The sequence below is a fragment of the Nocardia callitridis genome (assembly GCF_039543305.1).
GTDB lineage: Bacteria > Actinomycetota > Actinomycetes > Mycobacteriales > Mycobacteriaceae > Nocardia > Nocardia callitridis.
In genome coordinates this window covers 336,257-346,333 of sequence record NZ_BAABJM010000007.1, presented here as the reverse complement: position 1 = coordinate 346,333, position 10,077 = coordinate 336,257, and the positions used below count along the sequence as shown (strand labels likewise).

General features: G+C 65.6%; 7 protein-coding genes. 3 read left to right on the top strand and 4 right to left on the bottom strand.

What is annotated here, in order from left to right:
- The 3 genes from ABEA50_RS27750 to ABEA50_RS27740 form a co-directional block, all read right to left on the bottom strand.
- A partial coding sequence (locus tag ABEA50_RS27750) for a WXG100-like domain-containing protein (RefSeq protein ID WP_345499181.1) occupies nt 1-1,605 on the bottom strand: 1,605 nt, incomplete at its 3' end.
- A 115-nt stretch (nt 1,606-1,720) separates the two neighbouring features.
- Entirely contained in the window at nt 1,721-2,536 is an 816-nt protein-coding gene (locus ABEA50_RS27745) for an ESX secretion-associated protein EspG (protein ID WP_345499180.1), read from the bottom strand.
- A 72-nt stretch (nt 2,537-2,608) separates the two neighbouring features.
- On the bottom strand, nt 2,609-5,176 hold the full coding sequence (locus ABEA50_RS27740) for a PPE domain-containing protein (RefSeq protein WP_345499178.1): 2,568 nt from the start codon (nt 5,174-5,176) through the stop codon (nt 2,609-2,611).
- A gap of 380 nt (nt 5,177-5,556) precedes the next feature.
- Between ABEA50_RS27740 and ABEA50_RS27735 the strand changes: the two genes are divergently transcribed.
- The 3 genes from ABEA50_RS27735 to ABEA50_RS27725 all read left to right on the top strand — a co-directional run bounded on the left by ABEA50_RS27735 (nt 5,557) and on the right by ABEA50_RS27725 (nt 8,573).
- A complete protein-coding gene (locus tag ABEA50_RS27735; protein ID WP_345499176.1) occupies nt 5,557-7,080 on the top strand; it encodes a hypothetical protein in 1,524 nt (507 codons plus the stop codon).
- A 251-nt stretch (nt 7,081-7,331) separates the two neighbouring features.
- Nucleotides 7,332-7,760 carry a DUF4254 domain-containing protein gene (locus ABEA50_RS27730; protein ID WP_345499174.1) on the top strand — a complete coding sequence of 143 codons (429 nt, stop codon included), beginning with the start codon at nt 7,332-7,334 and terminating at the stop codon, nt 7,758-7,760.
- 30 nt (nt 7,761-7,790) lie between these two features.
- Entirely contained in the window at nt 7,791-8,573 is a 783-nt protein-coding gene (locus ABEA50_RS27725; RefSeq protein ID WP_345499172.1) for a class I SAM-dependent methyltransferase, read from the top strand.
- Between the two features lie 700 nt (nt 8,574-9,273).
- On the opposite strand, the gene map is transcribed toward ABEA50_RS27725, so the two are convergent.
- Nucleotides 9,274-10,071 (bottom strand): type I methionyl aminopeptidase, encoded by a 798-nt coding sequence (gene map, locus ABEA50_RS27720; protein WP_345499170.1) that lies wholly within the window; start codon nt 10,069-10,071, stop codon nt 9,274-9,276.
- Nucleotides 10,072-10,077: the final 6 nt, after the last annotated feature.

Genomic DNA, 10,077 nt, shown 5'->3' with positions numbered 1-10,077 from the left:
ACCAGGACCAGACACCACCGGCGACCCCGGACCAGGACCAGACACCACCGGCGACCCCGGACCAGGACCAGACACCACCGGCGACCCCGGACCAGGACCAGACACCACCGGCGACCCCGGACCAGGACCAGACACCACCGGCGACCCCGGACCAGGACCGAGACCGCCCGACATCATCGGCGGCGAACCAGGACCAGGCCCCAACGACACCACCGACGAACCCGACGAACCCGGTCCAGGACCAAGACCGCCCGACATCATCGGCGGCGAACCAGGACCAGGACCTTGCGCGACTGTTTGCGGGGTGGTGACGGGCGGCTTCCCATCACCTCGCGGCGTCGACCCATCCGGCGGATTCTGTGTCTGCCACCCTTTCCCATTCCACCAATGCTGACCAGGTTTATTGGTCCATATATTCGTACGAATTCCGCCTGGCTGTGTTCCCGGCTGCACCATGAAACCGCCGCGTGCGCCGCCGACCAGCGCGCCCCTCGCCGCACCGCCGACCCATCCTTGCGGCGAGTTGAACGTGGCCCAGTTGCCGGTCACCGCGGCAACGGCGAGGTTGCCGAATGCCGTACTGACCACACCCGAACCGGCGCCGATGAACGCACCGCGGCCGATGCGCCCGATGGTGCTGCCACCGACGTTCTTGATCTTGTCGATACCGAATCCGAGGTAGCGCGCGAACTCTCGGGAAGGAATCGTTCCCGCCGCAGATGCGAGCGCCGACAGTCCGAACTGGGTGCCGTTGAACTCACGGCGATGCCCTGTCGCGATCTGCCCCACCTGGATGCTTCCGTCGATTGCCATGGAGGTGACCACGGATTCCCCGATCTTCACCGTGTACACGCCAATACCCTTGCCCGTCGGCACAAAAGGCTTCTGCGCCCAGGACGGTCCCGGCTTCGGTTCGGGCTTGGGCGTCGGTTTGGGCTCGGGCTTCGGTGTCGGCTTGGGTGTGGGTTTGGGCTCAGGCTTCGGTGTCGGCTTGGGCGTCGGCTTCGGCACCGGCTTGGGAATTGGCTTCGGCACCGGCTTCGGCACCGGCTTGGTCGACCAGGTGGCCACATTCTTGAACAGGTATTGCTTCTTCGCGGCGGGTCCCAAGACGCGCTCGGCCAGGCGCTGAATCACCGAAAGGATGCGGTCTTCCAGCACACGCAGGATCGACCGGGTGGTGACAATGGCCCCGGCTTCCACGGCGGGCGCGGTCGGCGGAAACAGCCACGCCCACGCGATCTCCAACCCGAGCCACACCAGCGACACAATGATATTGATCTTGGTCGATTGCAGTTCGGTGCCCTGGTCGAACGCGGCGTTGTTGAGGTTGTGCAGCAGGTCGGCCAACGACTCCAACGACTGGTCACCACTGAGCAACAGGTCGAAATTGGCGGCCATCTGGTCGGCGCCCGCGCCCGCGGTATAGGCATTCCTGGTGGACTCTTTGGCCCGTTGCACCTCCGGCACAAGGCCTTTGAGATCTTTACTCGCCTGTTCCCAGGCGGCCGCGATCTCCCACATCCTGTCCTCGTCGCCGTCCGGCCAGGTCGCACCCGCGATCCAACCCAACCAGCGCAGCCCTTCGGGCAGGTACAGGGTCATGACCCATTACCGCTCGTGGTAGGCGGAAACCCGTTTCCGCACAGCAGTATTCGTGACAAAGGAGATCATCGTTCGGTTCATCACGCACCTTCTCCCGCCCCCATCGACACGGCACTCACCAGCGACGAACAGTCCTTGCCTCCACGCTTTCCCAATGCGTATCGGTCCGCTCGACCATGTCGCTGATCGCCGTATCAAGGGTCGTCGTGAGCCGCTTTCGGCCGGTACCGATCGCCACCGGCGCCTGATTGAGCTCGATCAGGTAGCGCCCGTCGTCGACCAGATCCCGCCACAGCATGATCTGCGCACCGATACCGCGCGGACCGAACATCGAGCGGCCCTGATTGACCGTGATCGCGCCGGTTGTCGTGGCGGGCATCCGAAAGAAGCGGTTGTGTTGCTCGGACGCGGATTCGTGCGAATCTTCCGACACCAGTGAAACATTCGCCTGGAATCGCTCCAGATCATCCTGCTGATCGGCGGTGATCGCGAAGTTGCCGCGCCGACCCGCTGATACCTCAGGCAACGCCGCGACGACCGCCTCGGCCAACCCGTGCGGGCCGCACTCGACGATCTTGTAACCACCGCTGTGCCAGAGGGTTTCACCGGGCAACTGGGTGATCACATAGCCGCGGGTGCCCGCGCGGACCGCGCGCACCCTGATCCGAGTCTCCGGATTGTCCATGTCCTGGTCAACCCACCCGTAGACGACTACGTAAACCTCAGGGCGGAAACAGGTTTCCAGCACCTCGATAAACGAGCTGTCCAAGGAATCGCGCAGTTGCTCCCATGTCCGGTACTTCTCCCACTCGTACTGGTCCAGGAATTGGGTGCGACTGGTGAACATGAACGGTTGTGGCAGGCGCGTGTCGGTATGGCGTTCCCAGAGCACCTTGAATTCCAGGTCGGTGAAATTCCACTCCTGCGTCATGCGCCCGCCACCTCGTTCACGTTCATTTCGGTTCTGCTCGAATCAGTCGTCGGCCGTGCTTCGACTCCGGTCTCAGTCGGTCCGGTCACCGTCTTCCTGATCCGGCTCCTGCTGTCCGTCGAACAGCCTCGACACCGGATCCGACGACGACTCGCCCTGCGTAGTGAAGCCGGGAATCCCTGGGCCCCAAGGTGTTCCTTCGCTGGGAAGGTCGCCGAGGGTCGGAATCCGAGGCAGGCCTGGTGCATCGTCGCCGAACAGCCGCTGGATCGGGTCGCCGGGACGGTCGTCCCCGTCACCGTTCCCGTCGCTGCCGTCGTCGTCCTCGTCATCGCCGCCGCCAGGGCCGTTGTCATCCTGGTCGTCGTCACCGTCGTGGTCGTCACCGTCGCCGTCGTCACCATCACTGTCGTGATCGTCACCGTCGTCACCGTTGTCGCCGTGCTCGCCACCGTGGTCGCCGTCGTGACCACCACCGTGCTCACCCGGTCCGTCACCCGCGCCGACCAGATGCGCTCCCGGCGTTTCGATCCCCAGGGACTCGAGGATGTTGTTGACGTCCGGCCCGTCGCCTCCACCGCCGAACAGATTGCCGATCTGGTCGCCGATCTGTGCGCCGATGTTGCCCAGGCCCGGTATTCCACTCGTCACCTGATTGAGCAGGTCGGTCAGTGGGTCGCCGGTGGGCTGCGGCTGACCCGGCTGACCCGGCTGACCCGGCTCGCCGGGAACCTCTCCGTCCGTGTCGTTCGGATCGGATCCGTCCGGCCCGTGATCGCCGAAGATGTCGTCGAGCCCAGGAATCTCCGGAAGATTGGCTTGCGGGATCTCCGGAAGATTGAACTGCGGCAGTGGCACTCCGGGGCCTGGGCTTCCGGGTCCGGGAGTACCGGGGCCTGGGGTGCCAGGTCCGGGGGTGCCAGGACCAGGGGTGCCAGGTCCCGGGGTGCCAGGTCCAGGCGCTCCGGGACCGGGAGTACCAGGACCAGGCGTACCGGGGCCGGGAGTACCAGGACCAGGCGTACCGGGGCCAGGGCCTTGACCCGGATCGACGAATGAACCGCCTTGCTCACCCGGGTTGAACAGCGAACTCCAGTCGAAGCCCGGCTGACCCGGCTGCCCGGGACCAGGCTGACCCGGAGAACCCGGACCGGGCTGACCCGGCTGCCCGGGACCTGGCTGACCCGGAGTGCCGGGACCGGGTCCGAAGACCGGCGGCGGCACAGGATCGCCAGAGCCTGGAGTACCGGGGCCGAGGCTGAAGTTCGGTGGCGGGGTGAGCTGTCCTGGGCCGGGTTCTCCAGGGCCAGGGTTGTACCCGGGGCCGGGCTCACCGGGACCGGGAGCACCAGGCTGACCGGGACCGGGCTGACCAGGACCAGGCTGACCGGGACCAGGCTGGCCAGGACCAGGCTGACCAGGACCAGGTTCACCGGGACCGGGCACACCGGGACCGGGCACACCGGGACCGGGAGCACCCTCGCCGGGACCGGGCTCACCAGGACCAGGAGCACCTGGAGCACCAGGACCAGGCGCACCGGGAGCGCCGGGACCTGGGGCACCGGGACCGGGAGCACCGGGACCGGGAGCGCCAGGACCGGGAGCGCCAGGACCGGGAGCGCCAGGGCCAGGCGCTCCGGGACCGGGCTCACCTGGGCCGGGTTCACCAGGGCCCGGCTGACCGGGACCGGGGCCGGCTGGCGGGTCCTTCGCGATCGTGGCACCGGCCAAGGGCGGAAATGCCTTGTCCGTGTTGGTCATTCCCTCGACGTAGTGCTTCTTGAACTCGTCGCGGTAATCGTTGAGCGCGGACTCGGTTTGATACGTGTCCTCGGTGGGCATCGCTTGCTGATTGCTGTACAGCCAGCGCGCGGAGTAGTCGAGGTTCTGCGCGACGATCTCGATGTTGTTGCTCAGCGGCTTCAGCGTGTCCGCGTACCGGTGCACCGCGTCCACCGCTTTGGGACCACCCTCGCCTTCCCACGTGTCTTCGGTCAGCTTGGCGACCTCGGTCTTCAACGAAGTCGCGGCCGGTTCCAGATCCTTGGCGATGAAGTCCCACGCCGCGCTCGCGTCAGCAGCGGCCTGCGGCTTGGTGTCGTCGTGCAGGGAGATCAGGTCGTCCCAGCCCATCGCTTCCGGGTTCTCGATCATCACGTCCGCCGCGTCCCACGTCACCCCCTCTTTGGTGAGTGCACCGGGCGCTGTGGGCTTGTCGTCGCCGGGTTCGTCGTACTCCGGCTTCGTGTATTTGAGGTCGGCCGCCTTGGGATCCTTGGCGATGTCACTGAGCTTGGTGAACTCGCTCTCCGACGCGTCCTCGGCGTCCAGGTACCGCTTACCCGCGTCCTTGAACAACTCGACCATGTTGGTCAGCGCCTTGATATGGCTGTCCATCGAGTCGTCGAGCTGTGTGCCCTTGTTGTTGAACTTGGTGGTGAGCTGCGTGCCGGAGTAGATCGGGCTCAGCTTCTCGATACCGGTGAGCTTGTTGCCTTCGATGATCGACTTGTAGCCCTTGAGCTTGGCGATCAGGTCGCTGCATGCCTTGGCGCACGCCTCGGCCACCCCGGCGTCGACCTTGACATTTTTGTCATTCGCCTGGTCTTTCAGACCGGACCAGTCGATGTTGTTTCCCACGTTCAGCGCTCCCGACAAGTTGAAGACTGCATCTAGTCCAGCGCACGACGGTGAACAAGGAGTGTCCGCCAACGGAATTCGACATTCACACACCGCTGCTGAACAGGGCCGGACGGCGGGGTTGTCGAGTTCGAGCAGAACGGAACACACAGAACCCTTGACATGACAATGTTTACGCAGCACAACACACGGATTACGCACCGCACCAACGTTTTCCCCGAATACAACCGACCCCCGCGCCCGCGACGGGTGACCGATCGCGCATCCGCACAGCTCGCGCCGACTTCTCCGGCCGGCATCGTGGCCAGGGTTACCGCTGCGCCGCGCCGCCAACCATGACAGACTCCTTCTCGGGTAAATAGCGCGGTAAGCGGAGGATCATGCTGGAAACGAGGATTTCGATGGATCTGGACGCGTTGGAGCGTCAGATCGCGACGGATCGCTTCACGGCCCGCGACCGAACGATCGAATCCGAACTACAACTGGCCAACTCGCTCAACGATCTCGCCAAGGGATTCCTCGCCACCAAAACCAACGGCGCCAAACGCGACCGCACCAGGGACGCTCTGGCCCCGGCCGAGGAAGCCGTCTCGATCAGGCTGCGGCTGCTTTCCCGAGGTCAGCTACTCAACGCGAAGTTGGCGGGCGAACTGAACGAGGCGCTGCGTTCGCTCGAACTCGCCGCCCGCCACAGCGGACGTCGCGAACTCGCGACCACCACCATCAAGCACGCCTGCGACGTCTACCGCCAGGTGGCACGCGCGCACCCCGAAGTCGCGGGCCCCTGCGCCGACGGCCTGTCCAAGTGCGGCGTCTGGCTCGGACGCCTCGACCAGGACGCCGCCGTCGCGGCGACCGAGGAGGCCGCGCGCATTCGCAGCACGCTCGCGGCGGCCAATCCGGAACTGGCGGGCAAGTACCTCGCCAGCCTCAGCACGCTACTGCGCACCCTCATGGTCGGTCGCTCCAGAAAGCAGGCGATCTCCATGTATCGAGAGCGGTTCGCCGCTTTCACCTCGACCAGCATGTCGATCCGGCTGCGCGCGTGCGGGATTCAAGACCTCGATCTCACGCCGAAATCGTTTCGCGCGCTCACCGAATTGAACTGCCGCACACTGGAAGCGGCGGGGCGACTGACCCAGCAGCAGATCATGTTCAAGTCCTCGGGTGATCTCTCGACCGTCGAGGAGATCAACTGGAAGCTCGCACTGGTCGGGTTGCGACCACTGCATCCCGGTGTCGACCCTGACCCGCCGTCGATGCCGGTCAAGATCGGCGCCACCTTCGGCGCCCTCAGCGTGTACTGCCCCGCCCCCGACGCGGTGGCGCAACTGCGCGCGGCGATCATCGCCGCCTACGCCACCGACGACGCCTACCCCACCGATCGCGCCAGCTACCAGGAGTCGGCCGAACCGGGCTGGAAGGTCAGCCAGCCCGCGGTGAACAAGGCGAGCAAACTCGGCGACGATGTCGTCCTCATCGAGCAGCCCTACGGCGGCTGGGTGAGCGTGATGAGCCTGCATTGGGAGATCACACCGGTCGGCCGGAATCCGCTCGCGCAGCGCCTTTCCCAGGACTGGCCGGTGGCGGAGGTAACCGTCACCGAGGACGTTGCCTACGAATTATGTTGGTACGAGCGAGGATCGGCGACACAGTACGCCGCGTTCGGGCGACCGGCAGGTCAGGCCCCCTTGAAAAAGCCGCTGGCACCGTTGGATTTCCGGTTGCTCTCCGAGCACAACCCGGAGCACCCGAGCGAGTCCAAGCTGCGCTCGGCGTTCGGTAACACGCAGGCTTTCGCCAACCTGACCTACTTACCCTCCTGCGGGCTACGTCAGGTCAATTCGGCGGGTGCGCTCTCCGAGCACGGCGACCGGGTGCTGTTCTTCCGAACCACGCCATAGCACCGGCTGGCAAACACCAACCCACCCCGCACTGTCCGAGACAGTCTGCTGGTCGAGTTGATTTCGCACGCCCATATCGGACCGCTTCCCAGGATGGGCAAACTCACGGGAACAAATTGAATAGAATGTCCACATCCCGCACCGAGCGTGCTGCACTTGACCACAACGCCATGCGATACAGCCAGAACGCACACGCGGCAATACCGAAATCATCAAGCTAGTCGAGGCTCCATGAATCAACCGGCAGTGCCATGACCACCAGCGCACTTCCCGCGAAACACCAAGTGCTGCAAGCATGCCGGGGCGAGCACGCGACGGCTAATCCGCTGCTGCGCTGCGCCAAGGAACTGACCGCGCTGCACGAACGCAGACTCGGCCAGGACCCCGACGTGATGTTCGAGATCGACCAGGGCCGCGCCGAATTGATCCGCGACATCGACCGCTGGATCGCCACCCAATTACCACCGGCCCACGGTGCGGCACACATTCACACCGAGACCGTCGGCGCCGTCATCGACCGCATCGCCCGCTTCACCGCCGACGCGTACGCGGCCCTGGCAGGCACCTCACAATTGGACCTCGTCGAGGCCTGGCAACGACTCGCCGAATTAGCCGTCGGCTACGACGACCTCGCCGCCGAAGTGTGCGCTGGCCTGCGCAGGCTGCCCGGCGCGGCGTAGCGCTCGCCGCCTCGCCATTACAGTGGCCGCATGGGGAACGCGACCGACCAGGATGATGCCGGGATACCCTCGCGCGCCGCGCGGGCGAGCAGTTTCGGCGACAGCGCCGCCGCATACGCCGAACACCGCCCCGACTATCCGGCCGAAGCGATTCGGTGGGCGGTGTCGGCGATCGCAGACAAACAGCCACCCGTCGTCCTCGATCTCGGCGCAGGCACCGGCAAACTCACCACCGGCCTGCTCGACGTCGGCGCCGAGGTCATCGCGGTCGAACCAGATGCCGCGATGCGCGCCGAACTCACCCGTGTCGCACCCGGTGTCACGACCTACGCAGGCTCCGCCGAAGCGATCCCCCTGCCCGCCCGATCGGTCGACGCGATCATCGCGGGACAGGCCTTCCACTGGTTCGATCAGGCCGCCGCATTCCCCGAGTTCGCCCGCGTACTCCGCGAAGACGGCGTCTTCGCGGCGCTGTGGAACGCCGACGACAACACGGTCGAGTGGGTCGCGGGGTTGCGTCAGGTCTCCCGCCCCGAGCACACCGACCAAAGTCCTTCCGCCAGCCTCGATCTACCGAAACATCCGCTGTTCCAAGATTTCGAGACCGCGACCTTCACCCACACCCAACGTCGTACTGTCGAATCCCTCACCGCCACCATCGGAACGTATTCGCACACCTTGATCGCCACGCCGCAGCGACGTGCCGAACTGCTCGATCGGGTCACCGACTATCTGCGCGGCAGGCCGGAGACCGCACAGGGGGAATTCGAGCTCCCCCTGCGCACCTTGGCAATTCGCGCCCGCCTGCGCTGATCGATACCAGCGGGCACGAATTCGCACGTCAACGGCCGAGATCCAGGTCGAGTAGCGCGCGCTCACGCAGCAAACCCCGCGGTGGGACAACCGGATTCGAGTAGTCAGCTACTCACGCGTGCCCGCGCCGCCCCGACATACGCTGTGCGCAGAGTTCAGCAACACAGGGTTTCCGGCACCACAGAGTTCACCTACCGGCGGCCAGCACACAATGTCACGGTCCGGCGCAGCGGGCGCAAGGAACGACGTCACCGATTCAGCCGTCCGGCTGAGGAACGTCCGACGACACGGGTAGGCCGATAATCGGTCAGCACGGTCGGCGACGAGATCGTCCAGGGGGGCAATGCCCACTGGCGTCGGTGCGATCGGGTCCTCGTCGCGCATGCCGCACCGGGTCGTCGATGCAGCACGTCAACGGTGTCGTGACCGCGCATCGAAGCGGCGAACAAGGTTGCGCCGCTTGCCCATACCGCGCCGCAAGGTGGCGCGGATGCCACCTCGGATTCGTCGACAGCGTAGGGGGCTGCCGACGAACCCGAGCTCGACGGTCGCGTAATCGTTCGACCATCGTGTTGTCCGGCACAGGGTTTCGAGACCATCGGTGCGTGCGTTGCGCACCGGTCGCACGAGAGCGTCGTGCGCTCGGCCAGCACAGTGTGGGCAACAAACGTCGGCCACACCGCGCTGCGGCCTTGGTTACTTACTCAGGGCGCAGGGTGAGGATGCGCGGGCCGTCCTCGGTGACAGCCACCGTGTGCTCCCAATGTGCGGCACGCGAACCGTCGAGCGTCACCACGGTCCAATCGTCCTCCAGCACCTTGGTCTGCGAGGTACCCAGCGTCAACATCGGCTCGATCGCGAGCACCGACCCCACCACCAGGTGTGGGCCCCGACCCGGCTCGCCTTCGTTGGCGAGGAACGGGTCCATGTGCATCTCACGCCCGATGCCGTGGCCACCGTAACCATCGACAATCCCGTAGGCGCGTCCGTGCTCGGCCGCCGCCGCATGGGTGCCGGTCTCGATGGCGTGCGAGATATCCGTCAGTCGATTGTCCGGCAGCATCGCGGCGATACCGGCCTCCATCGACAACTTCGTCGCCTCACTGAGCAGACGATCGGCGTCGATCGACGACCCGACGCTGAAGGTCCACGCCGAATCCCCGTGCCAGCCATCGAGAATCGCGCCGCAGTCGATCGAGATCAGATCACCGTCGGCGAGAATCTCCGTGGGTGTCGGAATCCCGTGCACCACACGCTCGTTCACCGATGCGCAGATCGAGGCGGGAAAACCGTGATAGCCCTTGAACGAAGGCACCGCACCCGCGTCGCGGATCACCTGCTCGGCGACGTCATCCAACTCGAGCGTCGAAACCCCGACCGCGGCCGCCGCACGCACCGCGACCAGCGCACGCCCGACGACGGCGCCCGCCGCCGCCATGGCGTCCAGTTCGCCCGCGGAACGGAACGGAACTACCTTCTTCTTCCGATTGAAGACCATTCGGCC

Bases quoted from the DNA above. Each gene is read 5' to 3' on its own strand.
- ABEA50_RS27745 (WP_345499180.1), bottom strand. From the start codon at position 2,536: ATGACGCAGGAGTGGAATTTCACCGACCTGGAATTCAAGGTGCTCTGG.
- ABEA50_RS27735 (WP_345499176.1), top strand. From the start codon at position 5,557: ATGCTGGAAACGAGGATTTCGATGGATCTGGACGCGTTGGAGCGTCAG.
- ABEA50_RS27730 (WP_345499174.1), top strand. From the start codon at position 7,332: ATGACCACCAGCGCACTTCCCGCGAAACACCAAGTGCTGCAAGCATGC.
- ABEA50_RS27725 (WP_345499172.1), top strand. From the start codon at position 7,791: ATGGGGAACGCGACCGACCAGGATGATGCCGGGATACCCTCGCGCGCC.
- map (WP_345499170.1), bottom strand. From the start codon at position 10,071: ATGGTCTTCAATCGGAAGAAGAAGGTAGTTCCGTTCCGTTCCGCGGGC.